The sequence below is a fragment of the Dechloromonas denitrificans genome (genome assembly GCF_020510685.1).
Lineage (GTDB): Bacteria > Pseudomonadota > Gammaproteobacteria > Burkholderiales > Rhodocyclaceae > Azonexus > Azonexus denitrificans_A.
In genome coordinates, this window is the sequence record NZ_CP075185.1 from 3,303,582 (window position 1) to 3,327,835 (window position 24,254).

At 62.5% G+C, this 24,254-nt stretch carries 20 protein-coding genes; 13 read left to right on the top strand and 7 right to left on the bottom strand.

Annotated elements, in window-relative coordinates; genetic code table 11:
• The first annotated feature begins 8 nt into the window (after positions 1-8).
• The 3 genes from KI611_RS15925 to KI611_RS15935 all read left to right on the top strand — a co-directional run bounded on the left by KI611_RS15925 (position 9) and on the right by KI611_RS15935 (position 5,682).
• The gene (locus KI611_RS15925; RefSeq protein WP_226416627.1) at positions 9-707 is read left to right on the top strand and encodes a haloacid dehalogenase type II; all 699 of its coding nucleotides are present in this window, start codon (positions 9-11) and stop codon (positions 705-707) included.
• Positions 708-753: 46 nt separating this feature from the next.
• Positions 754-2,352, top strand: coding sequence for a malate synthase A (aceB, locus tag KI611_RS15930; RefSeq protein WP_226416628.1), 1,599 nt, complete (start codon positions 754-756; stop codon positions 2,350-2,352).
• A gap of 663 nt (positions 2,353-3,015) precedes the next feature.
• Positions 3,016-5,682: an MAC/perforin domain-containing protein gene (locus KI611_RS15935; RefSeq protein ID WP_226416629.1), complete on the top strand. Its 2,667-nt coding sequence runs from the start codon at positions 3,016-3,018 to the stop codon at positions 5,680-5,682.
• 389 nt (positions 5,683-6,071) lie between these two features.
• Here the strand turns inward: KI611_RS15935 and KI611_RS15940 are convergent, their stop codons facing one another.
• Positions 6,072-6,944: a restriction endonuclease gene (locus KI611_RS15940; protein ID WP_226416630.1), complete on the bottom strand. Its 873-nt coding sequence runs from the start codon at positions 6,942-6,944 to the stop codon at positions 6,072-6,074.
• A 155-nt stretch (positions 6,945-7,099) separates the two neighbouring features.
• On the opposite strand from KI611_RS15940, the gene KI611_RS15945 reads away from it, so the two are divergent.
• The gene (locus KI611_RS15945) at positions 7,100-8,029 is read left to right on the top strand and encodes a COG2958 family protein (protein ID WP_226416631.1); all 930 of its coding nucleotides are present in this window, start codon (positions 7,100-7,102) and stop codon (positions 8,027-8,029) included.
• A 22-nt stretch (positions 8,030-8,051) separates the two neighbouring features.
• Here KI611_RS15945 and KI611_RS15950 read toward each other — a convergent pair whose 3' ends face one another.
• The 3 genes from KI611_RS15950 to KI611_RS15960 all read right to left on the bottom strand — a co-directional run bounded on the left by KI611_RS15950 (position 8,052) and on the right by KI611_RS15960 (position 10,988).
• Entirely contained in the window at positions 8,052-9,005 is a 954-nt protein-coding gene (locus tag KI611_RS15950; protein ID WP_226416632.1) for a helix-turn-helix domain-containing GNAT family N-acetyltransferase, read from the bottom strand.
• A 211-nt stretch (positions 9,006-9,216) separates the two neighbouring features.
• Complete coding sequence (locus KI611_RS15955) at positions 9,217-10,209, bottom strand: aldo/keto reductase (protein ID WP_226416633.1); 993 nt, start codon at positions 10,207-10,209, stop codon at positions 9,217-9,219.
• An 11-nt stretch (positions 10,210-10,220) separates the two neighbouring features.
• A complete protein-coding gene (locus tag KI611_RS15960) occupies positions 10,221-10,988 on the bottom strand; it encodes an SDR family oxidoreductase (RefSeq protein WP_226416634.1) in 768 nt (255 codons plus the stop codon).
• A gap of 109 nt (positions 10,989-11,097) precedes the next feature.
• On the opposite strand from KI611_RS15960, the gene KI611_RS15965 reads away from it, so the two are divergent.
• The 6 genes from KI611_RS15965 to KI611_RS15990 all read left to right on the top strand — a co-directional run bounded on the left by KI611_RS15965 (position 11,098) and on the right by KI611_RS15990 (position 18,172).
• Positions 11,098-11,994 carry a LysR family transcriptional regulator gene (locus KI611_RS15965; RefSeq protein WP_226416635.1) on the top strand — a complete coding sequence of 299 codons (897 nt, stop codon included), beginning with the start codon at positions 11,098-11,100 and terminating at the stop codon, positions 11,992-11,994.
• Between the two features lie 114 nt (positions 11,995-12,108).
• Complete coding sequence (locus KI611_RS15970; protein WP_226416636.1) at positions 12,109-13,971, top strand: GGDEF domain-containing protein; 1,863 nt, start codon at positions 12,109-12,111, stop codon at positions 13,969-13,971.
• A 111-nt stretch (positions 13,972-14,082) separates the two neighbouring features.
• Positions 14,083-14,439 (top strand): CidA/LrgA family protein, encoded by a 357-nt coding sequence (locus KI611_RS15975; protein WP_226416637.1) that lies wholly within the window; start codon positions 14,083-14,085, stop codon positions 14,437-14,439.
• On the top strand, positions 14,436-15,161 hold the full coding sequence (locus tag KI611_RS15980) for an LrgB family protein (RefSeq protein WP_226416638.1): 726 nt from the start codon (positions 14,436-14,438) through the stop codon (positions 15,159-15,161). Before KI611_RS15975 ends, KI611_RS15980 begins: the two co-directional genes overlap by 4 nt.
• Before the next feature lie 58 nt (positions 15,162-15,219).
• A complete protein-coding gene (locus tag KI611_RS15985; RefSeq protein ID WP_226416639.1) occupies positions 15,220-17,571 on the top strand; it encodes a PAS domain S-box protein in 2,352 nt (783 codons plus the stop codon).
• A complete protein-coding gene (locus KI611_RS15990; protein ID WP_226416640.1) occupies positions 17,564-18,172 on the top strand; it encodes a response regulator transcription factor in 609 nt (202 codons plus the stop codon). The genes KI611_RS15985 and KI611_RS15990 overlap by 8 nt, the downstream gene beginning before the upstream one ends.
• 36 nt (positions 18,173-18,208) lie before the next feature.
• On the opposite strand, the gene KI611_RS15995 is transcribed toward KI611_RS15990, so the two are convergent.
• Positions 18,209-18,544 carry a hypothetical protein gene (locus KI611_RS15995; RefSeq protein ID WP_226416641.1) on the bottom strand — a complete coding sequence of 112 codons (336 nt, stop codon included), beginning with the start codon at positions 18,542-18,544 and terminating at the stop codon, positions 18,209-18,211.
• A 112-nt stretch (positions 18,545-18,656) separates the two neighbouring features.
• Between KI611_RS15995 and KI611_RS16000 the strand changes: the two genes are divergently transcribed.
• Positions 18,657-19,973 (top strand): MFS transporter, encoded by a 1,317-nt coding sequence (locus KI611_RS16000; RefSeq protein ID WP_226416642.1) that lies wholly within the window; start codon positions 18,657-18,659, stop codon positions 19,971-19,973.
• Here KI611_RS16000 and KI611_RS16005 read toward each other — a convergent pair.
• Entirely contained in the window at positions 19,967-20,962 is a 996-nt protein-coding gene (locus KI611_RS16005) for an ankyrin repeat domain-containing protein (protein ID WP_226416643.1), read from the bottom strand. The genes KI611_RS16000 and KI611_RS16005 overlap by 7 nt on opposite strands.
• Here KI611_RS16005 and KI611_RS16010 point away from each other — a divergent pair.
• Both KI611_RS16010 and KI611_RS16015 read left to right on the top strand, forming a co-directional pair.
• A complete protein-coding gene (locus KI611_RS16010; protein ID WP_226416644.1) occupies positions 20,961-21,572 on the top strand; it encodes an energy transducer TonB in 612 nt (203 codons plus the stop codon). The two genes, KI611_RS16005 and KI611_RS16010, sit on opposite strands and share 2 nt — an antisense overlap.
• A 114-nt stretch (positions 21,573-21,686) precedes the next feature.
• Complete coding sequence (locus tag KI611_RS16015) at positions 21,687-23,315, top strand: methyl-accepting chemotaxis protein (RefSeq protein ID WP_226416645.1); 1,629 nt, start codon at positions 21,687-21,689, stop codon at positions 23,313-23,315.
• A 131-nt stretch (positions 23,316-23,446) separates the two neighbouring features.
• Here the strand turns inward: KI611_RS16015 and murI are convergent, their stop codons facing one another.
• Positions 23,447-24,232 (bottom strand): glutamate racemase, encoded by a 786-nt coding sequence (gene murI / locus KI611_RS16020; protein ID WP_226416646.1) that lies wholly within the window; start codon positions 24,230-24,232, stop codon positions 23,447-23,449.
• Between the last annotated feature and the right edge of the window lie 22 nt (positions 24,233-24,254).

The following is a 24,254-nucleotide window of genomic DNA, read 5'->3' on the forward strand; positions in this document are numbered from 1 at the left end:
AATCCATGATGACGCAATCACCTGCCACCCCGATCAAAGCCATCGCCTTCGACGCCTACGCCACGCTGTTCGACGTCTATTGCATGGAGGCGCTGGCCGAGGAGTACTTCCCCGGCCAGGGAAAAGCCTTGACCATCCTGTGGCGGCAGAAGCAGATCGAATACACGCGCATTCGCGCCATGAGCGGACAATTCAAGACCTTCTGGGAAGTCACCCGCGATGCGCTGATTTTTGCCGGACGCAGCCTGGCGCTCGACCTCAACGATTTTCGCCGCCAGCATCTGATGAATCAGTATGCCTGCCTGCGGCCCTTCCCGGAAAACATCGCGACGCTGGAAGCCTTGAAGGCGATGGGCATCCCGTTGGCCATCCTGTCGAACGGCACCTACTCGATGCTCAACATCGCCGTCAAATACAACGACATGAACAATCTATTCGCCCACATCCTGTCGGCCGACAGTGTGCAAACCTTCAAGACCATGCCAACGGTTTACCAGTTGGCTGTCGATGCCTTCCAACTGCCGGCCAGCGAAATCCTGTTCGTCTCAGCCAATGCCTGGGATGCCTGCGGGGCGACCTGGTTCGGCTTCACCACGTTCTGGGTCAACCGCAACGAGCAACCGGAAGAAGTTCTGGATGTCTCACCCACCGCCACCGGCCGCCAGCTCTCCGACGTACTGGCCTACGTCAGCGGACTGCACGGCTGAACCGATCACCCATTTGCCAACCTTCAACCTTAACCAAGGAGTTTCCATGAGCCTCAACCTGCCCCAAGGCGTGCAAATCACCGGCCCGATCAAAGCCGGTTACGAATCCGTCCTGACTTTCGAAGCCCTCGAACTGGTCGCCAAGCTGCATCGCGCCTGCGAAGCCCGTCGCCAGGAACTGCTCAAGGCCCGCGTTGCCCGCCAGGCCCGCATCGACGCCGGCGAAATGCCGGACTTCCTGCCGGAAACCAAGGCCATCCGTGAAGGTGACTGGAAGATCGCCCCGCTGCCCAAGGCCCTCGAGTGCCGTCGCACCGAAATCACCGGCCCGGTCGAAGCCAAGATGATCATCAACGCCTTCAACTCGGGCGCTGACTCCTACATGACCGACTTCGAAGACTCGAACTCGCCGAACTGGGACAACCAGATTCAGGGCCAGATCAACCTGTACAAGGCGATCCGCCGCGAACTCTCGTTCAAGAACGAAAACGGCAAGGAATACAAGCTCAACGACAAGATCGCCACCCTGCAGATTCGTCCGCGCGGCTGGCACCTCGACGAAAAGCACGTGCTGGTTGACGGTCAACGCGTCGGCGGCGGCATTTTTGACTTCGCCGTGGTCTTCTTCCACAACGCCACGGAACAGATCGCCCGCGGCGCCGGCCCGTTCTACTACCTGCCGAAGATGGAAAGCCACCTCGAAGCCCGCCTGTGGAACGACATCTTCGTCATGGCCCAGGACCACATCGGCCTGCCGCAAGGCACCATCAAGGCCACCGTGCTGATCGAAACCATCCTCGCCACCTTCGAGATGGAAGAAATCCTCTACGAACTGCGCAACCATTCGTCGGGCCTCAACGCCGGCCGCTGGGACTACATCTTCTCGTGCATCAAGAAGTTCAAGAAGAACAAGGACTTCTGCCTGGCCCAGCGCAGCGCCATCACCATGGAAGTGCCCTTCATGCGCGGCTACGCCCTGGCTCTGGTGCAGGCTTGCCACAAGCGTGGCGCTCCGGCCATGGGCGGCATGTCGGCCCTGATCCCGATCAAGAACGACCCGGTCGCCAACGAAAAGGCGCTGGCCGGCATTCGCCACGACAAGACCCGCGACGCCAACGACGGCTTCGACGGCGGCTGGGTGGCTCACCCGGGCCTGGTGCCGATCGCCATGGAAGAGTTCGTCAAGGTCCTCGGCGACAAGCCGAACCAGTGGGAAAAGCAGGTTTCCGGCAACTTCGGCCCGGCCCAGTGGCTGGACTTCCAGCCGGAAGCCCCGATCACCGAAGCCGGCCTGCGCAACAACATCAACGTCGGTATCCATTACCTCGGCTCCTGGCTGGCCGGCAACGGCTGCGTGCCCATCCACAACCTGATGGAAGATGCAGCCACCGCTGAAATCTCCCGCTCGCAAGTGTGGCAATGGGTGGTTTCGCCGAAGGGCATTCTCGACGATGGCCGCAAGGTCACCGAAGAGATGGTCCGTCCGATGATCGCCGAAGAACTGGCCAAGGTGAAGGCAACGGTTTCCGCCCAGGGCGAAGACACCGCCACCTACGACCAGGCCGCCGTGATCTTCGACAAGATGTCCCTGACCCCGGACTACCCGGAATTCCTGACCTTGCCGCTGTACGAAGCGATGGAATAAGCAGCCCCCGGAAAAAAGGCGCATAGACGCCCGACTCCGACAGAGAAGCAGTAAGCGAAACACCCCGGGAAACCGTAATGCCGTTCAGTTAAACCTGAACGGCATTTTCATTTTCCCTGCAAGCTATTGTAAACATTAGCAACGGCTGATAACTTTTGGCCCGATGCTGTCGAGCCAACGCCACGCGAACCGCTGGCCTTGCGACTGGCCTTGAAACAACCGGCTGGGACCCCGGTCTATCTTGGCCGCCCTTGCCAGTATGTCGACACCGAACGGACGGCTTGCCCAGAACGCTACTGGCAGGAAGCACGCTTCGCTCCGCAAGTCGTGACAGCCAGCAGTTCAAATAAATGTGACGAAAATGTGGAGCGCGGAGATGAAATTTCCGGAATTTTCCCGCGCCATTCGCCGTCGCTTGACAGCCCGGGCAACCGGCGCAATTTCATTTTTAAGCATTTTTTTTCGGTTGACCGGGGGTGCCGACCGGCTTGCCGCCAGACGCAAAAATACGTCTTGCATAATCCCCGCTCGTGGCTACTCTGGATGTAGAAGAAGAACAGGCGCGGCTACAAGGCTGCACTGCCTCCAACAGCGTATAGCTATCCTGTTGCGTCCTGGATCGACGTGACGAGTTGTTGTTCCGCAAACGTCAGGGAGATGATGATGCCGAATCCAACCGAACTCGAATTGCTTGAAAGCTATCTGGCACATGTTGGCCTTGGTCAGTACAAGGAGGTATTCCAGAAGCAGGGGGTGACTTCGATCAAGCTGCTGAAAAACCTTTCTGCCCCGGTTGGGCAGGCGGTGAAAACGCAGGTCAAAGAGGCCATCGAAAAGGGCGATGGCGATGCCAAGCGACCGCCTTCGCCTCTGGGCGCACATCAAGTGGAGTCGATTACGGCGGAGAGTGTCCAGGCATGGATCGACGCTCAGGAAAAGACGGCGCCGAAGGCCGCAGCCGAAGACCCCGAGGTCAAGGTCAAGCAGGAAAAAATCAACAAGGCGATCGACGAAGTGAAAAAGCTGCGTGAGGCGGCGGAGAAGGAGGCCGGCGCAGATAAGGAGAAGATACAAAAGGATATAGCCGAGCTACTGGGTTCCGCGGTTTCCCGCTTCCGCGAGGAGGGGCTCGGCGCCTTCCCGTCGGTCAAGCCGGAGGCGGACAATCTGGCGCTTTTGCTCAAGGATACGGAAGCAGCGCTGCAGCGGACCAGCCAGATGACGATGGCCGCGGTGAAGAAAAACGAGATGTCGGCGATTGACCTGATTTATGCCAATCAGTTGCTGCGCGGTCGTTTTGTCGATGCGGAGGGTTTGCACGAGGCGCCCGGCGGGGCGGTGCTGGCCATGCCCAAGCGCTGCACGGATGCCGATCTGTTCGGCCCGGCGCTGGAGGCGCTTGATTTCGGCAGTTCCTATCGCAGCGAAAGCGCCATGATGCGGGCCGAGCGCACTATCGAAATCAATGGATCGTCATTTGCCACAGCCAATCAGGCGAGCGGTGCGGCGTTCATGGGGACCGGTATCGGCGCCATGAGCTGTTCCGTCCGCTATGCCCAGACGAAGGAGGAGCGCAGCGATGCCTTCGAGAGCAGCAGCGGCACCTCGGTGATGGAAGTACAGACGCGTTATCACTGGTCGCCAATGCGCCAGATCGTCTTTGCGACGCGCCAGTTCGAATTGAGCGGCGAGGCGTTGACCGAGTTGCGGACCATCTCGCTGCTCAAGGATGCACCGGCCAAACGTCTGCGCGCCAAGGAATTCATGCGCTTGTTCGGCAGCCACGTTTTTGGGCGCATCACGCTAGGTGGCTGGTACAAATACACGGCCAAGGCCACGGCGAGCAGCCGCAAGGACCGCAGCACGCTGGAAAAGGCGGTAGCCACCGGCATGGATTGGGCGGTATCGGTATCCGCTTCCTACGTCGGCCTGGGCGGTGCCGGCTCGGTATCGTCCGGCAACACGGGCAATATCAAAAACACGCAGGTGAGCGGCCATGAACTGCGCTGCGAGGTGGACAATCACGAGGTGAGCATCACGACGACCATTCTCGGTGGCACCGATGGCCTGCCCCGCGAGGAGTGGCTGGGCAGCCTGCAATATGCGCCGCAATGGCGCGAAATCCAGCGCAGCGCGCCCTATCCGATCTGGAAAGTCATCGCCCAGACCGCGCTGTCCCGGCTCGGCCTGCCCAACGATGGCACCGCGGACGCCAAGGCCGCTGACGGCGACGCGCCGGACAACCCGACCCTGCTGCAACTCGCCGCCTTGTTCGAGGATGTGTGGCTGGAAGACATCCTGAAAGCCTCCCTCGCCCCCGAACTGGCGAAGCTGGCAACGACGAAAAATATCGAGGAACTCGAACGCATCCTCAGCGACGCAGCGGCACGCGAACGCCATGCGCTGGCGTGGTCCATCGAACAGGAACAGATGCGCCCAAGCATAAATCCCACCAACGTCGTGGCGCCGGTGATCTACGACAACCATCTGCATTGTTTCGGCATCAACCCGGATGGCTCGGTGTATCGACGGGCATGGAATGGCAGCGTGTGGACCGACAACAAGCCGGTTGCCCTAACCGGCATCCCCGCCGGTTACAAGATGCATCTGGTGCAGGCGGTGCCGACTCCCGACAACCTGCCGCAAATCGTGCTGCAAGGTTCCGACGGCCGGCTGTTTATAGGTTTGGGGCTGGACAAGCTTGACCTGCTGCCGCTGACCACGCTGGCCGACCGCGACAGTCCCTACATCACGCTGACCAGGTTTGGTGAGGGTAATACGCTGCTGATTTTCTACGTCACCCATAGCAACCAGGTTGCCTGCCTGCCCTTCCTTCCGCCGAACAAACTCGGCACACCATCGGTAATCAAGGACGCGGTGGCCACGGTCGGCGAACGGATCGCCACTGCCGTATTCCGCGGCCGCCTATATCTTGTCTACCCCACCATGGGCGACAATGCCCCGCGCCTCAACCTGACCTCGACCGAAGATGGCAAGACTTGGGCTACACCCGTGCGGCTGCCGGGCGAATGGGCATTCGGCGGAGCAGCTCTGACCGCCTTCGGCCCGCCGGGAAAGGACATGCTCTGCTGCACCTATGGCTCGGAAAATGCCGGCGCGCCGCTCCATTTGATCACCTCCCCCGACGGCAACACCTGGAGCAAGCCGCTACCGCTGGGCGGGGCGACAGCCGAAACCGATTACCGCTGGGCCAGTTTCGGTCATCTGCCAGTCTTCTCCGTCTTCGCCGACCAAACCGGACCCAAGCTGCATTGCTTCTATTGGGGCCTGGATGCAAAGCCGCATTGGCGGACAGCCGCGATAAGCTGAGCGAACCGGGGGAGCGACAACAATTTCGGTCCCTCCCCCGGATTTCAGCGCCTTTTGCAGCCACGTTTCATCCACTTTTTCGCTTCGGCCCAGCATTTTCATCCTTGCTACGGTCAACCGGCAAAACCACCCGATTTTCGCTACTTACAGCTCTACCTCGCCCAAGCCTATCTCGCCAGCCAGCAATATCCGCCAGCGCGCCTAACCCTCAACAAACTGATAGCCTTGCAGCCCAATTTCCCCCCAGGACTCGGCCTCACCACCCTCCTCAATCTGGTAGAGGAAATTCGTGCCATCCGGCGTCGAACAATGGCAACCCGCGTGATCGCACGCCCCATCCAGGCCAAACCAGGCATAGGAGGGTCACTGCTCAAGACAACGCGGGCGGCTCATGCCGGACGTGTGCCGCGGCAGGCCGGATAGCGACTGCAACCCCAGAATTTCTCACCGGCACTGGCGCCACGTTTGGCAGTATGCACCACCATGCCCGAACCGCATTGCGGGCAAGCGACCGGATCGGCGGCCGCGGTTTCCACCGGAACTGGCGCCACCCCGGGAGAAGCCTGCGGCTGCGCTACGGGTTTGCCGACGGCCGGAGCACCGCCGGCCCGGACCAGCGCGAGCAGCGTATCGGTACCGACGAGCTCGATGGCACGCCCTTCGGCGAAGCGCCTGGCATCGTCCGTAAAAGAGCCAGAAGCAACGACGAAGCCGCCGACGGCACCCTCGGCGGCCATCACACCAAACAGTTCGCGCACGGTGGCGACGCCGACACTGCGCGATTTCCACTGTTTGCACTGCACCAGATAGGTATCGCGGCCGAGATGAAGGGCCAGGTCAACACCGCCATCCGGCCCGCTGCCGCCACGCGCCTCGACCTGAAAACCGCGTAGCCGGAAGGTTTCGCCGACCAGCGCTTCGAAATCGTGCCAGGACATGGCTTCCAGCGCATTGCGCGTCGGCGTCCGGCTGACGTCCCCATGCAATCGTCTGGCTCGCGCCGCACGGATCGCCGAAACCAGGGCACCGACCAGGAAGGCGATCGGCACCAGATATTGGAGAAACAGCGCGAACGTCCGCCACAGCTCCCTGCCGGCAAAGCTTCCCATGCCTTTGAGGTCGGTTGGAGCGACATTCGGCTGTACGGCAAAATAATGCAGGACCATGTAAACAACCAACGCCGACAAGACGCCGCCCCACCAAGGCATTTGCGCGGCTATCTCCATCAAGTCTTCAAATGAAGATGTCTTTTTCCGTGCCATGAATATGCCTTCCGCAAATTTTGGATATGGCTGGATTATGCCGAAAAACTACGCACCGGCATCCCGGAGAAAATGCCATGCAATAATCCCGTTGATTCAACATCGAACCAGGGCAATCCGAAATGGATGCCGGAATAAGAACAGGAGACTGACCGATGGCACTGAACCTGCGCCAGACCGTGACCGATTTTCTCCGGGCCCGCCCCGAGGAGCGCTTCACCGCCCGCGAGCTGGCGTACTGGATATTCGAGAACCTGCGCGAGGCCTGCGAGGAAAAGCGGCGTAACAGCCGGCAGGATCTTTCCGACAACGCGGAACTGGTGCAGCAACTGATTGCTGAAATCAGCGGTATTCGCCCGGAAATCCAAAAGCGCTTCCCCCAGGTGCGTACTACCGAAACCCGCCCGCGCCGCTATTACTGGACGACAGCCAGCGAAGCGGCCGAGGTCGCCAAAGTGGAAAGCGCGACGCCTGAGCTTGCCGAAAAAGCCTTGAGCGAGCATGCACTTTACCCGCTGCTCTGCCGCTTTCTCCATGTCGAGCAAGGGCTTTACCCGAAGCGGATCGACGAGAAACGCTCGACCAACCGGCATGGCCCGAACGGCAACAAATGGCTGTATCCCGATCTGGTGGCGATGGAGGACATCGGCGCCGAGTGGGATCGGGAAATCCGCGCCTGCGTCCAGCAGGCCGGCGCCCAACGTGCCCGCCTGTGGTCCTTCGAGGTCAAGCTGCTGGTCAACCGCTCGAACGTCCGGGAAGTCTGGTTCCAGGCGGTGTCCAACTCATCGTGGGCCAATTTCGGTTATCTGGTCGCCGCCGATATCCAGGAATCGGCGATGAAGGAATTGCGGCTGCTCGCCGCTTCCTACGGCATCGGCCTGATCCGCCTCAATGCCGAGGACCCGAGCGAGAGCGAAATATTGATTCCGGCCCGCGAACGCCCCGATATCGACTGGGATGCCTGTAACCGGCTGGCGCTGGAGAATACCGACTTCCGCGACTTCATCAGTTGGGTGCGTCAGTTCCACCAGACCGACAACGCTCGTGTCGGCGATTGGGATCTGCCCGAGGCAGTCGAGTAATTTTGGCGCCTCAGCAGCGCACTTAGCGGCTGCGGACGAATTTCTGTTCGGTTACCGCTTTGCCCCACTGCGTCCCCTGGATTTCCTCGACCAGTTGGAAGCCGGCCTTTTCGTACAGGTGCCGCGCCGTGTCCAGGCCGCTGATGGTCCATAGATAGATGCCGGGAATGCCCCGGCTGTCGCAATGGCGGATCGCTTCGCCGAGCAGTTGGTTTCCGGCCCCCTGGCCGCGGGCTGTGTCGTCGAGGATGAACCAGCGCAGATGGGCGTTCGGCTCGGCCGCGCCGGTAACATCCAGGGCAATGGAGCCGACGATCTCGTCGCCCATCGTCGCCAGCCAGAGGCCGTTGTCGGCGTGCTCCAGACGCGGCACGAAGGCGGCCAACTCGCTCGCCACCTTGCATTCGAAATACTCGCCGAAACCGACCAGCCGGGCGTAGTAGCTGGCGTGCATCTGGGTGATCCGCCCGACGGCGCCGGGCAGATAGCCGCGATGCAGCGCCACGCCGGCGCCCTCGTCCGGCAGCACCTCACCGCCGCTCCGGCACGACGCCAGGGCCTGAGCGTAACTGTGCAGGCCGGACAAGACCGAAGCGCCGAGATGCGGCGGAATCCGCTGCAAGGCCTCGGCGACCTGCCGATTGCCGAAGGCATGGATGGCGGCGACGCTTTTCCGGCCGCGCTCGCTCAAGGCAAGCAATTTGATCCGGCGGTCATGCGGGCTGGCTTGCTCGACAATCTCGCCGCCAGCGATCAGTTTAGCCAGCATCCGGCTGACCGAGGATTTTTCCAGATTGAGCAGTGTCGCCAGTTGCACTGCAGTCAGCGGCCCCGCCAGATCGATTTCGATCAAGGCATGGACAGCCGAGGCCGGCAGCCCGGAACCGGCCAGCGTCGGCTGCATGAAACCCAGTTCGCGCACCAGTTGGCGCGAGGCGCGGCGGATTTGCGCCAGCCTTTGCGAAGAAGCCTCCATCCCGGCCCTCCCATCCTCCATATTGGTTGCATGATACAACCAATATGGAGGACAGCGGGCGGGAAGAAAAATATCAGCGCGCTGCGCCCACGCGCACTTGATCGACCGCAGTACTTCGCACAAGCCGGCGGCGAGTGCGACAAGCGCGGCGGCTTGCTCGGCAGCGTTCACATACAGTTCGGCGGCAATGTCATAGGCCCTGGCTTTCCCCTTACTCGATGCCGACCAGGCCGGCCTCCGGATAGCGGGCGCCGGCGACGCGCTCGACGGCGAACATCCGGTCGAGTTCGGCAAGCTCGGCGGCGCTCAGCGTCAATTCGGCGGCCCGGGCATTCTGTTCGAGATAGGCGACGCGTCGCGTTCCGGGAATCGGTACAACGTGCGGATGCTTGCCGAGCAGCCAGGCGAGCGCCACCTGGGCGTTGGTCAGCCCACGGGCGGCGGCGAAGCTGCCCAATTCATCGACTAGCTGACGGTTGATTCTTTCCGCCTCGCCGATGAAACGCGGGTTGTGCTTGCGGAAATCACCCTCGGCCAGTTCTTCGCCATGCACGGCGCCGGTCAGGAAGGCGCGACCGAGCGGACTATAGGCGACGAAGGAAACGCCGAGTTCGGTGCAGGCCGGCAGCATGGCCGACTCGGCGTCGCGCGACCACAGGGAATATTCGCTTTGCACCGCCGCCACCGGATGCACGGCATGGGCGCGCCGCAGGGTTTCCGGCGAGACTTCGGAAAGGCCGATCTGCCGTACTTTGCCGGCCGCCACCAGGTCGGCCAGGGCGCCGACCATGTCCTCGATCGGCACTTCCGGATTGCGCCGATGGCAATAGTAGAGATCGATGGTTTCAACACCGAGGCGCCGCAACGACGCTTCGCAGGCACTTTGGATGTAGGCCGGGGTGTTGTCGATACGCCGCTCGTAAACACCCGGCTGGCGAACGATGCCGAACTTGCTGGCGATCACCACCTGCGGCCGGCGGGCCGCCCCGCCTTGCTTGAGAAAGCGGCCAAGCAGGCTTTCGTTATGGCCGAAGCCGTAGGTATCGGCAGTATCGAAGAGATTGATACCGAGTTCGAGCGCCCGTTCCAGCGTCGCCAGCGACTGTTCATCGTCACTGGCCCCGTAGAACTCGCTCATCCCCATGCAGCCGAGGCCGATGGCTGAAATGGTGGGACCGCCGGCCCCGAGGGTACGTTGTTGCATATCCATGCTCCTTATTGAACGGTATAGCCGCCGTCGATCATCAAACCCTGGCCGCTGATGTAACTTGCCGCATCCGACAGCAGGAAGAGCACCGGACGGGCGATTTCTCTGGGCTGCCCGACACAGCCAGCGGGATACTCCAGCGTCGCCACATGGAGGTTCTCGATACTACCGAAACCCTGCGCCGCCATCGACGTTTCGACCGGCCCCGGGCATACCGCGTTGATGCGTATGCCCTGCTTGTAGTATTCCAGCGCTGCCGTACGAGTCAGCCCGAGTACCGCATGCTTGCTGGCGGTATAGGGTGACAGACCGGGAAAAGCCACCTGGGCGACGAGGGAAGCATTGTTGACGATGGCACCGCCGCCGGAGGCCAACATCGCGGCGATTTCATATTTCAGCGACCAGAAGACGCCGGAAACATTGGTCCGCATCACCGCCTCGAAATCGACAGTGTCGATTTCGTGCAGAGGTGCCGCAACGCCGAGCCGGCCAGCGTTGTTGAAGGCGCCATCGAGCCGGCCGAAGCGGGCAACGGTGGCGGCCACGGCAGCCTGAACCTCGGATTCGATTTCGACATCCATGCGCAGCACGAGTGCCTTGCCGCCTGCTGCCTCGATTTCGCCGGCCAGAATTTCGCTGGCGGCGCTGCGCCGGGCTGCCAGTGCCACGTTGGCGCCGGCTTGGCCGAGCGCCAAGGCGGTCGCCGCCCCGATACCGGACGAAGCGCCAGTCACGAGATAGGTGCGGCCGGCAAGATCGGCGGAAATAGGTGTCATGTTGGGTCTCCTTGAAGGTTGGTAAAAATCCAAGAATCAGATTAGGCGGAGTGTCGGTGTGCCACAATCCGGACAATGCTTGATGACTTACTGAAAAATTCTCACCAATATGGACCGCCCTAGTCTCGCCGACCTCCAGGCTTTCGCCACCGTCGCCCGGCTGCGCAGCTTTCGCCGCGCCGCCGGCGAGCTGCACGTTTCCCCTTCCGCCTTGAGCCACACGCTGCGCAGCCTGGAAACCCGGCTCGGCGTGCGCCTCCTTAACCGCACGACGCGCAGCGTGTCCCCCACCGAAGCCGGCCAGCGCCTGCTCGCCCGCCTTGCCCCGACCCTGCAGGAACTCGACGACGCGCTCGACGAAATCAACAGCTTTCGCGATTCGCCGGTTGGCACGCTGCGTCTCAATGTGCCGCGCGCCGCCGCCGAATACGTGCTGGCCCCCCTCGCCAGCCGCTTTCTGCGCGAAAACCCCGGCATGCGCCTGGAAATCGTCATCGACGACAGCCTGATCGACATCGTCGCCGCCGGTTTCGATGCGGGCGTGCGCTTCGGCGAACGCCTGGCCCAGGACATGATCGCCGTGCCCTTCGGCCCGGCCCAGCGTTTCGTGGTGGTCGCTTCGCCAGCCTACCTGGCCGAGCATGGCAAACCCGCCGCGCCGCAGCAGCTATCGGCCCATCGTTGCATTCGCATCCGCTTTCCCAACGGCAGCATCTATCGTTGGGAGTTTTCCCGTGGCGATGAAAAAATTGAAGTCGAAGTCGAAGGCCCGCTCGATGTCGGCGAAATGTGGCTGATGGTGCGGGCCGCCGAGGATGGGGTCGGTTTGGCCTACGTTTATGAGCAATCGGCGGCATCGGCTCTGGCCGCCGGCCGGCTGGTCACGGTACTTGACGACTGGCGACCACCCGAACCGGGATTTTTTCTCTATTACCCGAGTCGCCGTCTGGTCCCGGCCGGCCTGCGGGCATTTATCGATTTGCTCCAAAAAAACGCGGAAACTTGATCTTAATCAAATGACTATCTTTCTCCTTCGACTTCCGGCGGATTGACTTGGTCCGGGCAAAAATGTTCGGACATAATGCCCCACTTCTGAAACCGTGTTCCGGAAGGCCCCGACGTGAATCTGAACGCCAAGGTCACGCTCTTCTTCGTCAGTATCGCCGCCGTCTTGCTGGCGGTGCTCATTGCCATCAGCCTCTACGCCTTTCGCAGCTTTTCGATCGCCTCGGCCACCGAGCACATTCGCACGGCCGGCGAAATCGTCCGCGTGCATCTGACCGAATCGATGATCAACGGCGTCATCGACAAGCGCGAAAGCTTCCTCAAGCGAATGCTCGAGGTGCAGGGCCTGAAGTCGGCCCGCGTCGTCCGCTCGCCCGAGGTGATCAAGCAGTTCGGTCAGGGCTTGAGCGTCGAATCGGCTGCCGACGACGTCGAACGCCGGGTGCTCACCGAAGGCAAGCCGTATTTCGGCATCCAGACCAGCGACGGCGAGACGGTTTTTCGCGGCACCATTCCCTACATCGCGACCGCCAACGGCACGCCGAACTGCCTGCAGTGCCACCAGGTCAGCGAGGGGGCCGTGCTCGGGGTGGTCAATATGACCATGTCGATCGAGGGACTCAAGGAAAAGGCCTTGTACACCGTGGCCGGCATCGTCGGCGCGGTGACCTTCTTCGTCCTGCTGCTGATTCTGCTGCTACGCCGGCTGCTGCGCCCGATCTCGGACACGGCCAATGCCGTCGAACTGGCCGTCCAGAGCGCCCTGCGCGGCGACTTCAAGAGCCATGTCGAGAAAAAGACCAACGACGAAATCGGCCAGATCGCCACCGACATGAATCGTCTGCTGACCTTCCTCGACGATGGCCTGAACCGCATCGGCAGCAATGTCGCCCGCCTCACCGAACGGACGCCGGCGCCCGGCGAAAATTTGCTGACGGCGACCATCGAGATGGTCGAAGGACTGACCAAGGCGGCTCATTTCAAGCAGGCGATCGAGGAAGACGAGTCGAAAACCGAGATTTACCAGCGCCTGGCTGGCACCCTGCACAGCGAGTTCGGGCTCGACGAGTTTTCGCTCTACGAGATCAGCAGCAACAAGAAACAGATCCGGACCATCATGGTCGATGGCAAAACCGCCGATACCTGCCGCTGGTGCGATCCGGAAATCCTGATTCGCCCGGAGGCCTGCCGCGTCCGCCGAACCGGCCATATCGTCGATGGCGTGACCAATCCGGAAATCTGCTATGCCTTCCGGCCACCCGCCGAACTGGGTGCCCGCCGCCATATCTGCTTCCCGGTGAACCAGTCCGGCTCGGTCGGCAGCGTCGTCCAGCTGCTGACGACGCCGGACGAGCAGGACAAGCTGCTCGACATGATCCCGTTCATCAATGTCTATCTGCGCGAAACCGCCCCGGTGCTGGAAACCAAGCGCCTGATGGAAAGCCTGCGCGACTCGACGCTGCGCGACCCGATGACCGGCCTCAACAACCGCCGCTTCCTCGAGGAATATGTCGAGACGCTGGTCGCCAGCGTGCAGCGCAAGCGAACCAGCGCCGCCATCCTGATGCTCGACCTCGACTACTTCAAGATGGTCAACGATACCTACGGCCACGATGCCGGCGATGCCGTACTGAAAGCGCTGTCGACGGTGCTCAAGCGCGCGGTTCGCGCCTCCGATCTGGTCATTCGCTACGGTGGCGAGGAATTCCTGATCATCCTGATCGACAGCGGTGGCGAAGCGGCCGAGCAGGTTGCCGAGAACATCCGGTTATCGGTGGAGGAACTGAAGGTTCCGGTGTCCGGCATCGTGATTCAGAAGACCATCTCGATCGGTATTTCCGATTTCCCGACCGACAGCGACACCTTCTGGCAGGCTGTAAAGTTTGCCGACGTGGCGCTGTATCAGGCCAAGGAACGGGGCCGCAACCGGGTGATCCGCTTCGCGCCGGCGATGTGGAGCGACAACAAGGAGTACTGAGCGGATTTATCTTGTACCAAACGTACAAGATAAATCGCCTCAGGCACTCATTATCAAAACTTAACCGAGCCAATACACTGGCGGCATTGTGAATTGTTCCCGAGGCCGCCCGTGATTTCTGCCCTTACTGTCCTGCTGATTTTCCAACTGATCGGCGAAGTGCTCGCCCGTTCGCTGGACCTGCCGGTACCCGGCCCGGTGATCGGCATGCTGCTGCTCTTTCTTGCCCTGCTGCTGCGCGGCGGCCCCGGCGACGGACTACGGACGACCGGCCAGAACCTGCTGCAGCATCTTTCGCTGCTCTTCGTGCCGGCCGGCACCGGCATCATGGTGCATCTGCACCGCGTCGCCGATGAATGGCCGGCCTTGCTGCTGTCCTTGCTGATCAGCACGCTGGCAACGCTGGTCGTTACGGCACTTGCGATGAAGCTGTGCCAGCGCGCAGCGCACCCGGGAGACAGCCAGTGACGCCGCGCATCAACGAAATCTGGGTCTATCTCTCGGCCTCGCCGCTGCTCGGCCTGACCATCACGCTGCTCGCCTATCAGGGCGCTTTCTGGATCTACCAGCGGTCCGGCAGCAATCCGCTGGCCAACCCGGTGCTGATCGCGGTCACCGCGCTGGTCGGCTTTCTGACGCTGACCGCCACCAGTTACGAAACCTACTTCGCCGGCGCCCAGTTCGTGCACTTCCTGCTCGGCCCGGCCACCGTCGCGCTGGCCATCCCGCTCTACACGCAGTTTCGCCGCGTCCGGGCGATGCTGCTGCCGGTCGTCGTCGGCCTGCTGGCCGGCAGCCTGACCGCCGTGCTCTCGGCCGTCCTGGTCGGCCGCCTGTTCGGCGCCAGCCTGTCTACCCAACTGTCGCTGGCCCCCAAATCGGTGACCACACCGATCGCCATGGGCATTGCCGAGCGCATCGGCGGCATTCCGTCGCTGACGGCGGTGCTGGTCATCGTCACCGGCATCATCGGCGCGGTCGGCGCCCGTTACGTCTTCGATGCGATGAAGTTGCGCGACCCGGCGATCCGCGGCTTCGCCATCGGCATCGCCTCGCACGGCATCGGCACGGCACGGGCCTTCCAGGTCAACGAGCAAAGCGGCGCCTTCGCCGCCCTGGCGATGGGCCTGAACGGCGCCCTCACTGCCCTGCTCGTGCCGCTGCTCGCCGGCTGGCTGACGGCGGCTTGAGGCGCGCTTAGGGTAAGTACCTATGGCTGAGATCAGGGTAGCGGCGAAGAATTAGCCCATGTTCATTCGCCCGCCCCCCGCCACCCCGAAACAGACCTGGCTCTGGCTCGCGCCTTATGTCGCCATCGGCGTTTTTGCCGTGGCCATGCTGATCATTACCGCGCTCCTCCAGTGGCGCGAGCTGGATACCGCCCGCTCTGCGCTGGAGGGCGACATGCACTGGGCCGAGCGGACCATCGAGAGCCGGCTGCACGCCCACATCGACTTTCTCGGCGAGTTGGGCCGCGAACAGGAATTCAAGCAACTGACCTACGAATCCTTCCAGGTGCGGGCGGCGCGCTATGTCCGCGACGCCCCGGAAATCGCCGCGATCATCTGGGTCGATACCGACGGCAAGGTGGAATGGGTGGCACCCAACGAATCGAATGCCACCTTCGTCGGCGAACAACTGACCGGCCAGCGCCTGAGCGCCCTGCGCGAAGCCTTGCGCATCCGCCGTGAGCTGGTCTCTCCCGATTACCCGGATGCCTACCAGCGGCCGGCCCATGACATCATTTTCCCGGTCCAGCGCGGCAGTGCCGATATCGGCGCCTTCATCGCCGTCCAGTCGCTGGAAACGCTGCTGCGTTCGACGCTGCCGGCGGTGTTTACCGCGCGCTACAGCCTGACGATCGTCGACACCGAGAATCGCGAAGTTTTCAGCAACTCCTCGATCAAACCAACCGACCGGAAAGTTTCCGGGGCGATCAGTCTCGATCTGCCCAACAATCGCCTCGGCCTCAACATCATCGCCTATCGCGGCGGCGGCGCCTGGTTGCCGCTCCTGCCCGCGGCGCTGATCATCATCCTCACCGTGATCGCGACGATCACGCTGATCCAGTTGCGCCGCCACGCCCAGCACCGGGCGCGAACCGAAGAACAGCTGCGCGCCGCCTATGCCTTCCGCCAGGCCATGTCGGAGTCGATGGTCACCGGCCTGCGCGCCATCGACCTCAAGGGCCGGATCACTTTCGTCAACTCGTCGTTCTGCCGGATGACCGGCTTCGACGAAAGCGAGCTGGTCGGCATCGCCCCGCCCTACCCCTACTGGCCGCCGGAGGAGTTCGACCAACTACAGCACAACATCGACCAGGCGCTGGCCGGGGAGGCGCCGGCCCGTGGCTTCGAGATGCGCATCATGCGCAAGAACGGCGAGCGCTTCGACGTCCGGCTCTATTTCTCGCCGCTGATCGATACCAAAGGCGCCCAGATCGGCTGGATGGCCTCGATGAACGACATCACCGAACCGAAACGGATCCGTGTCGAACTCGAACGGGCCCACGAGCGCTTCGTAACCGTGATCGACGGCCTCGATGCGGCGGTACACGTCGCCGACGTGCAAACCGGCGAAATTCTCTTTGCCAATCGCGCCTTCCAGAACATTTTCGGCTTCGACAGCGTCGGTCGCGACTCGGCCATGGTGACCGCCCCCTGTCGGGCGCCGCCCGAAGCGCTGCACTGCGACCCGACCGTCCTGCGCGCCGAAGAATTGCCCTGCGAGCTGTTCGATGGCGAAATCCAGCACACCCTCTCCGGCCACTGGTATCACCTGCACGAACGGGCCATCCGCTGGGTCGATGGACGCACGGTACGCGTCCAGATCACCGCCGACATCACCGATCGCAAGCACATCGACGAGGTCAACCTGCAACAGCAGAAACGCCTGGAGCAGACCTCCCGGCTGATCACCATGGGCGAAATGGCCAGTTCGCTGGCCCACGAACTGAACCAGCCGCTGTCGGCGATCGCCAACTACTGCGCCGGCTGCGTCAAGCGCATGCAGGCCGGCAACTACAAGTTCGACGACCTGCTAGCCGCGATGCAGAAGGCGGCCGAACAGGCCGAGCGGGCCGGCAAGATCATCCGCCGGATGCGCGACATGGTGAAGAAGAGCGACCCGGTCCGGCTGCCGATCTCGCTCGAGGAACTAGTTGACGAGACGCGCGCCTTTGCCGATATCGAGGCACAACGCACCGGTACGCAGATCGTCGTCGACATTCCCGAAAATCTGCCGCGTATCGTCGTCGATCACATCATGATCGAGCAGGTCCTGCTCAATCTGCTGAAAAATGGCATTGAAGCGATGAACGATGTACCCTTCGAGCGCCGCCGCCTGACCATCCAGGCCAAACCGGTCGATGAGCGGATGCTCGAAATATCGGTGGCCGACCAGGGGCACGGTCTCAACGAAGACGATATCGAGAAGATTTTTGCCCCGTTCTACACCACCAAGCCGGAAGGCATGGGCATCGGTCTGGCCATCTGCCGCTCGATCATCGAATTCCATCAGGGCCGGTTGTGGGTCGAACCGCGCCGCGAGGGCGGCACCGTATTCCGTTTCACCGTTCCGATAGAGGAAGAAGATGAGTGAGCTGAGTCAGACCATTTTTGTTGTCGACGACGACGAGGCCATGCGTGACTCGATGACCTGGCTGCTCGAAGGCGAAGGCTACCGGGTCGCCTGTTTCGCTTCCGGCGAGAATTTCCTGCACGAGCGGCATGACGATATGCGCGGCTGCCTGGTACTCGACGTCCGGATGCCGGAAATGAGCGGCCTCGAACTGCAGGAAAAACTCGATGCCCTCGGTTCGCGCTTGCCGATCATCTTCGTCACCGGCCACGGCGACGTGCCGATGGCGGTTTCGGCGCTCCAGCGCGGCGCCTGCGATTTCATCGAGAAACCCTTCCACAACGAGGAACTGCTGTCGCGCATCGAGCGCGCCCTTGCCCTCGACCAGCAGCTCGCCGCCCGCCGCGAGCGCGACGGGGCCATCGCCCACCGGCTCGAACAACTGACCCAGCGGGAAAGCGAAGTGATGCGCCTGGTCGTCGCCGGCAAGCTGAACAAGCAAATCGCCGACGAACTGGAAATCAGCATGAAAACCGTCGAAGCCCACCGCGCCCGGGTCATGGAGAAAATGGGCGTGCGCACGCTGGCCGAACTGGTCAAGGCGGTGATGAGCGTCAATTGATCTTGGCCGGTCGTCGCTGACCGGTGCCCCGGCGACTCAGAGCGGGATGATGTCGCTGTCGTCGGTCGTGCCGTAGTTGCCGGCGTAGTGGGTCTGGCCGCGGATTTCCTTGCGCCGCAGCAGCTTTTCCTGAACCCGCGGCGGCAGGTCGGTGAACAGGATTATTTCCTTGGCGATCAGCAGTTCGATCGTATCTTCGATCGCCCGGATGAAATCCCGGTCGAGTTCGGAAAGTTCGTTCTGCCGCCAGCGTTCGTGGATGAACTGGAGAGCCTCCGGGTTATCGGCCGCCACGGCCTCCTGCGCCTCGCCCAGCGGCATCGGGTGCAACTCGCGAATCTGCCCAGCGCCGTCTCGTGCCACGTAAAGCATGCCAACCTCTCCTGATCGATTTGGCCGCAGTCTGCATCAGGCGAACCGCCTTGGCAATTGGAGCAAAGCCTGCGGCAAGGGATAATGCGCCCTTTCGTCCAGCCGCCGCCCCATGTCCAGCCCCGAAACCCAGCAAACCATCCAGAAAAAAGTGGTCATCGCCGCCTGTTTCGGCACCTTCCTGGAGTGGTACGACTTCCTGACCTTCGCTTCGCTGGCCATCTACTTCAGCGTCCTCTTCTTCCCGTCCGGCGACCCGGTTGCCGCGCTGCTCGCCAGTCTCGGCACCTTCGGCGTCGGCATGATCGTCCGCCCGCTCGGTGCCGCGCTGTTCGGCTCGCTCGGCGACCGCCACGGCCGGCGCACCATCTTCCTCGTCACCATCATCGTGATGGGCGTCTCCACCGTCTGCGTCGGGCTGCTGCCGACCTACGAACAGGTCGGCCTGCTCGCCCCGGCCCTGCTCTTGCTGTTGCGCATGCTGCAGGGCTTGTCGGTCGGCGGTGAAATCGGCGGCGCCGCCGTCTACCTCACCGAACACGCCCCGGAAGGCCGGCGCGGCTTGTACACCAGCGTACTGCAACTGATGGGACCGCTCGGCATGATGGCGTCGACGCTGCAGATCATCGCCCTGCAGTATTTCCTCAGCGAAGCCGACTTCAAGGCCTGGGGCTGGCGCATCCCCTTCCTGCTCTCGGCGCTGCTGCTGGTGGTCTCGATCAAGAGCCGGATGAATCTGCACGAATCGCCGGTTTTCCGGCATTTGCGCGAGAAGAACGGGCTGGCCAAGACGCCCTTGCGCGACTGCTTCCGCGACCGCCAGACGCTCGGCCGCATGGGCCTGCTGTTCTTCTGCATCTCGGCCGGCGGCTCGCTGCTCTTCTTCTCGGCCCAGGTCTATACCAATGTCTTCCTGAAGACGGTGGTCAATCTGCCGGCCGCCCAAGCCGGCGCACTGGTGATGATGTCGACGCTCGCCCTGTTCCCGGCGACGCTGTTCTGCGGCTGGCTGTCCGACCGGATCGGCCGGCGGCCGGTGCTGCTGGCCGGTCTGATCAGTGGCGCCATCACCATCTATCCGGTGTTTCAGGGCTTGCTGCATTACGGCCAGCAAGCCACGCCGGACACCATGATGATCACGCTGCTCCTGCTCGTCCTGGTCATCCCGCTGGCCTGCATCACCGGGCCGCAGACGGCGACGCTGCCCGAACTGTTCCCGGCCCGCACCCGCTACACCGCCGTTGCCCTGCCGCACAACCTGTCGGCCGGCTGGATCGGCGGCATGTCGCCGTTCATGGTGAGCTGGCTGGGCGTGCACTTTGGCGACCCGCTGGCCGGCCTGTGGTACCCGACCGGGCTGCTGATACTGGCGGCGCTGATCGGCTTGTTCTTCCTGCCGGAAGTACGCAACCGCCCGCTCGATCAGTAGTTCTTCACCGTCCCCTTGGGCGGCATTTTCGGCTTGCCGGTATAGGTCGTGCCAGGAACCTTGAAACCGGCCGCCTTGCCCTGATCGTCGTAAATTATTTTCGCCGACTGCTCATCCGGCTTTTTGCGACTCGCCGTTATTTCCAGCGTCGACGCCCGGGCTGGCGCATCGCGGCGATCCAGTTCGCTACGCACGATACGCACCCGCTCGGCAGCAATCCGCTTGTCGATGCTGGCGGTCGACATGCCCCGCACGGCAAGCGTCTCACGCATGTCGATCAGCGTTTCAAGCTCCTTTGACATCCGCACGGAGCGGCTCGGCTCACCCCATTTTTCCTTGGGCTGGCTGACCGCAATATTGAACTCCTCGGGATTGGTCAGCATCCGGGCAATGTTCAGATGGTTGTAGCGCATCGACCACTCCAGCGCCCCGTCGCCCCAGTCGTTCTTCGGGGTCCGGTCGGCGCCCTTCTCGATCAGCTTGCGCGCCAGATCCTGCCGCCCCTCGTAAATCGCCATCATCAGCACGCTGGAACCGTTGGTGCTCAAGGCATCGATATCGGCCCCCTGGGCCATCAGGTAGTCGACCACTGCTTCATGGCCGGCAAACACCGCGTAATGCAGCGCCGACCATTGCCGGCGCGGCGCATTGATACGCGCCCCGCGGTCGACCAGCCATTGGACGACATCCAGGTTACCCCGCCAGGCGGCGAGAACGAGCGCACTTTCGCCGTTGCCATTCAACTTGTTGATGTCGGCGCCCCGCGAAATGAACAAGCGCATCAATTCGATATTGCCTTCCCAGGCCCCGATCATCAGGCCGGAACCGGTCCGGCTGCCCATGAAATCAGGCGGCAGGCCGGCCGCCAGCCAAGCCTCGGCCTGGGCCACGTCGCCCACTTCCAGGCTGTTTACAAACGCCGTCGGCGTCGGCAAGCTCACCGCCTGTTGCGCCGCCAGCGGTAAACCAAGGCTTATCCCGACTATCATGGCGGCCAGTTTGCTTCCGACCGACCTCTTCATTGCTCGTCTCATCAACACACTCACTCCTCAGGCCAGCCCGCATTTTCTCATGATCCGGACCCGCTACCGGCTGGCTCTGGCCTTGGCTGCATCACTACTGCTGCATCTGGCACCGTTTGTTACGGAACGGATTCCCGCGCCATCACCCCCGCCGCCCCCGCCGCCAATGCAGGCCAGCCTGCAACCGGTCCAGGCCCCACCGCCGCAGGCACCACTGAGGCTCGATGAAGCGCCTGCGCAGCCGAAGACCGCCAAGCAAACCACAAAACCGATAAAAAATTTAACTACAGCACATTCGCCAAATTCATGGCAGCAAGAAGTCCGGCGGCAATTTCAAAAATTGCATGGCAAAGGACTCTTCTACCCGCCCGAAGCGATCGAAAAAGGCCTGCAAGGCGAAGCCTTGGTGCTCCTGATCCTCGATCGCGATGGCCATGTAACAGCCGCCCGTATTGAGCAAAGCAGCGGCTTCCGGATACTCGACGAGGCGGCGCTGCAGGCAGTCCGATCACTCCGCTCACTGCCTGCCGATGCGCCACGCGAGACACTGCTACCGGTCAGTTTCCGCCTGAAATAATTTCCTGCCGGGTCAGACCAATGATAAATTTATCATTAGTGTATGATCCACCAGGAACATTATTAATTGCTGATCTGCTCATGAAGGCGGTCAACATTGCGCAGGGGGAAAACCATGAATCCTATAAATTCGCTACGCGTTTCGACACGGATGCAGATTCTGATCGGCTTGACGCTGATCGGACTGATCGCCCTGTGTCTGACCGCCTTGTTCCAGCTCAAATCGAGCATGCTCGAAGACCGCAAGGACAAAACCAAGAACCTGGTGGAAGTGGCGGTGGGCGTGCTGTCCCACCATCACAAACTGGCCCAGGACGGGAAGCTCTCCGATGAGGAAGCCAAGAAAGCGGCCAAGGGCGTCTTGCGCACGCTGCGCTACGGCACTAACGACTACTTTTTTGTCGTCGACTTCAATTTCAACTACGTCCTGATGCCCCCCAAACCGGAGGCTGAAGGAAAAAGCGCCGCCGAGATGAAAGACACGAACGGCAAATTGATCATCAAGGAACTTGCCGCAGCAGCCCGGAACGGCGGCGGTTTTGTCGATTACTGGTTTGCCAAGCCGGGGCAGCAGGTGCCGGAACCAAAACTGTCCTACGCCAGCGAGTTTGCCCCCTGGGGTTGGGCTATCGGCACCGGCATCTACATTGACGACGTCGATCGCGAATACCGGAAAGGCGCCATGCTGCTCGGCGGCATCTCGCTCGGCCTGCTGGTCTTGCTCAGCCTGGTCGGCTGGCAGGTCAGTTCAAGCATTCTGCGCCAGCTGGGTGGTGAGCCGCAGATCGCCAGTGAAATCATGCAGCGCGTCGCCGGTGGCGACCTGACCGCGCAGCTCGACAATGCGCCAGCCGGCAGCCTGCTCCATGCCCTGGGCAGCATGGTTGGGTCGCTCCGCCAGCTGGTCGGCGCAATCAACAAGGATGCCAACACCCTGGTCAACAACGCGGAAGATATCGCCCGCGCCTCCGACGAGGTGGCCAAGGCAGCCGAGCAACAAGCCGATGCGACGTCGGCGATGGCGGCAGCGATCGAGGAACTGACCGTAACCTCCAACCATATTTCGGACAGCGCCCGGGAAACCTCACGCGAAACCCGGGATGCCGTCGAACTGGCCGGCCAGGGCAGCAGCCGGGTAAACCAGGCATCGCAGGCGATCCAGAAAATCTCCACGACGGTATCCGATGCGTCGGGGCGAATTCGTGCGCTGGAAGAGCGGGCCAACCAGATTTCGTCGATCGCCAACGTGATCAAGGACATTGCGGGCCAGACCAATTTGCTCGCCCTCAACGCGGCCATCGAAGCGGCGCGGGCCGGCGAACAGGGCCGGGGCTTCGCGGTGGTTGCCGACGAAGTGCGCAAGCTGGCCGAGCGCACCTCGAGCGCGACGCTGGAAATCGAGCAGATGATCAACGGCATCCAGAACGACACCATCGGTGCCGTCGGCGCGATGGACGCGGCGCTACCGGAAGTTCAGGAAGGGGTGCAGCTGTCGGCCTCGGCCTCCGAGTCCCTGCAAGCCATTGAAGATGGTGCCCGGCGCACCCTGGAGCGGGTGGGCGAAGTGGCCGACGCGACGCAGGAACAAAGCGCGGCCAGCACCTCGATTGCCCAGCGCGTCGAGCAGATTGCCAACATGGTCGAGGAAACGACGGCAACGATCCGGGGCACTGCCGAGACGGCGCACCAGCTGGAAGTCATCGCCACCAATCTCAAGCAGCTGATCGGCAAGTTTACCGTCTGACCCAGCCCGCTCCGCGTTGACGGAGCACCGCAGGACCAGCCGACGGGGCGCTTTCAAAGCGCCCCATCGACCTTCAGTTCGGCACTTTTTGCCACCGGACAACCCGGGCCGGCCATTGTCCTGCGCCGATCTCAAGGTTCCCAGTGTTCGACGGGCAGATGCTGCCCCCACAGGCGGTCGACCGTCGCGCTAACCTTGGCCGGCGCACCGCTGGTCGCCACCGTCAGATGGCCATGCCCGCCGCCCAGCAGACCGGCTGCACCGAGCAGTCGATCGAGCTGGCGGGCGACCGGTTCCCCGGTATCAAGCAGCGCCACGCCGGGCGGCATGCGCCGGGCGATGGCCTCGGCCACCCAGGGGTAGTGGGTGCAGCCGAGCACCACGACATCCGCCCCCGCCGCCGCCAGCGGCGCGACAAAGGCATCGAGCAAGGCGGCCACCGCCGGGCTGTCCGGGCCGCCGTTTTCAATCGCTTCGGCCAGCCCGGGACAGGCCTGCGTCACCACCTTGCTGTGCTGGGCGTGGTTGCCGACCAGTCGCTGGAAACGCTCGCTCTGCAAGGTTCGCGTCGTCGCCAGGACGCCGATCACCCCGCTCCTGGTCAGCGCCGCCGCCGGTTTGACACCAGGCTCGAGGGCGACGATGGGCAACGCGGTCGCCGCCCGGATCGCTTCGGCCGCCGTCGCCGTGGCCGTATTGCAGGCGATGACCAGGGCCTTGATGCCGCGCCTGACCAGCGCCTCGGCGATCAACACGCCACGCTCCTTGAGGAAGGCTTCGGGCCGGTCGCCGTAAGGCAGAAAGCGGGTATCGGCAAAGTAAAAGAAATCTTCCTGCGGCAGTCTGGCGCGCAGGGCATGCAACACCGTCAGGCCGCCCAGGCCGGAATCGAAAACGGCGATCGGATGGGGATTCAATGGCTTCAAAATCGGACCCGGC

Coding starts and splice junctions, on each gene's coding strand:
- aceB (WP_226416628.1), top strand. CDS start 754: ATGAGCCTCAACCTGCCCCAAGGCGTGCAAATCACCGGCCCGATCAAA.
- KI611_RS16010 (WP_226416644.1), top strand. CDS start 20,961: ATGGCGGCCAGTTTGCTTCCGACCGACCTCTTCATTGCTCGTCTCATC.
- KI611_RS15965 (WP_226416635.1), top strand. CDS start 11,098: ATGGACCGCCCTAGTCTCGCCGACCTCCAGGCTTTCGCCACCGTCGCC.
- KI611_RS15925 (WP_226416627.1), top strand. CDS start 9: ATGACGCAATCACCTGCCACCCCGATCAAAGCCATCGCCTTCGACGCC.
- KI611_RS15990 (WP_226416640.1), top strand. CDS start 17,564: ATGAGTGAGCTGAGTCAGACCATTTTTGTTGTCGACGACGACGAGGCC.
- KI611_RS15960 (WP_226416634.1), bottom strand. CDS start 10,988: ATGACACCTATTTCCGCCGATCTTGCCGGCCGCACCTATCTCGTGACT.
- KI611_RS15955 (WP_226416633.1), bottom strand. CDS start 10,209: ATGCAACAACGTACCCTCGGGGCCGGCGGTCCCACCATTTCAGCCATC.
- KI611_RS16000 (WP_226416642.1), top strand. CDS start 18,657: ATGTCCAGCCCCGAAACCCAGCAAACCATCCAGAAAAAAGTGGTCATC.
- KI611_RS15950 (WP_226416632.1), bottom strand. CDS start 9,005: ATGGAGGCTTCTTCGCAAAGGCTGGCGCAAATCCGCCGCGCCTCGCGC.
- KI611_RS15940 (WP_226416630.1), bottom strand. CDS start 6,944: ATGGCACGGAAAAAGACATCTTCATTTGAAGACTTGATGGAGATAGCC.
- KI611_RS15995 (WP_226416641.1), bottom strand. CDS start 18,544: ATGCTTTACGTGGCACGAGACGGCGCTGGGCAGATTCGCGAGTTGCAC.
- KI611_RS15985 (WP_226416639.1), top strand. CDS start 15,220: ATGTTCATTCGCCCGCCCCCCGCCACCCCGAAACAGACCTGGCTCTGG.
- KI611_RS16005 (WP_226416643.1), bottom strand. CDS start 20,962: ATGATAGTCGGGATAAGCCTTGGTTTACCGCTGGCGGCGCAACAGGCG.
- KI611_RS15935 (WP_226416629.1), top strand. CDS start 3,016: ATGCCGAATCCAACCGAACTCGAATTGCTTGAAAGCTATCTGGCACAT.
- KI611_RS16015 (WP_226416645.1), top strand. CDS start 21,687: ATGAATCCTATAAATTCGCTACGCGTTTCGACACGGATGCAGATTCTG.
- KI611_RS15945 (WP_226416631.1), top strand. CDS start 7,100: ATGGCACTGAACCTGCGCCAGACCGTGACCGATTTTCTCCGGGCCCGC.